This is a genomic window from Vibrio sp. 1580, assembly GCF_033340055.1.
Genome location: NZ_JAWOVT010000531.1, coordinates 1 through 573, shown reverse-complemented (window position 1 = coordinate 573; position 573 = coordinate 1). Strand labels below are relative to the sequence as shown.

Sequence of the window (573 nt, the reverse complement as noted above, 5' to 3'; positions counted from 1 at the left end):
TTTTTTGCTTTCAGCCCAATGGATTTTAGGCCCTGTTGGTTATGAGTAATAGAGTTCCAAGCTCTTGAGACGCTCTAATGCGCAACTCTTACTCAGTTAAAGACTCTTCCAGAGCCTTCAAGCACAGCGCGACATTTTCCGCGCGAGCACCGTATCCCATCAATCCAATACGCCATGCTTTGCCAGCTAACGCACCTAGCCCTGCACCAATTTCAAGGTTGTAAGTTTCAAGTAGATGCGCGCGAACTTTCGCTTCATCGATCCCTTCCGGCACATAAATCGCGTTCAATTGAGGTAAACGGTAAGATTCTTCCACTACAAATTCAAAACCCAGTTTCTGAAGACCATCTTTCAACTTCTCATGCATCAATTGATGGCGAGCCCACGCGTTCTCAAGCCCCTCGTTCTGCAACACAAGCAGCGCTTCATGCAATGCATATAGGCTATTCACTGGAGCTGTGTGATGGTAGCTACGCTTACCTTCCCCACTCCAGTACCCCAACACTAAGCTTTGAGCGAGGAACCAACTTTGAACTGGCGTAGTGCGCGATTGAATTTTTTCGATAGCAGCCG

At 47.6% G+C, this 573-nt stretch carries 1 protein-coding gene; it reads right to left on the bottom strand.

Features of this window, described 5'->3' with window-relative positions:
• Positions 1–88 precede the first annotated feature (88 nt).
• Positions 89–573 (bottom strand): aminotransferase class V-fold PLP-dependent enzyme (locus R7093_RS27000; RefSeq protein ID WP_318147247.1); only part of this gene is annotated, 485 nt, incomplete at its 5' end.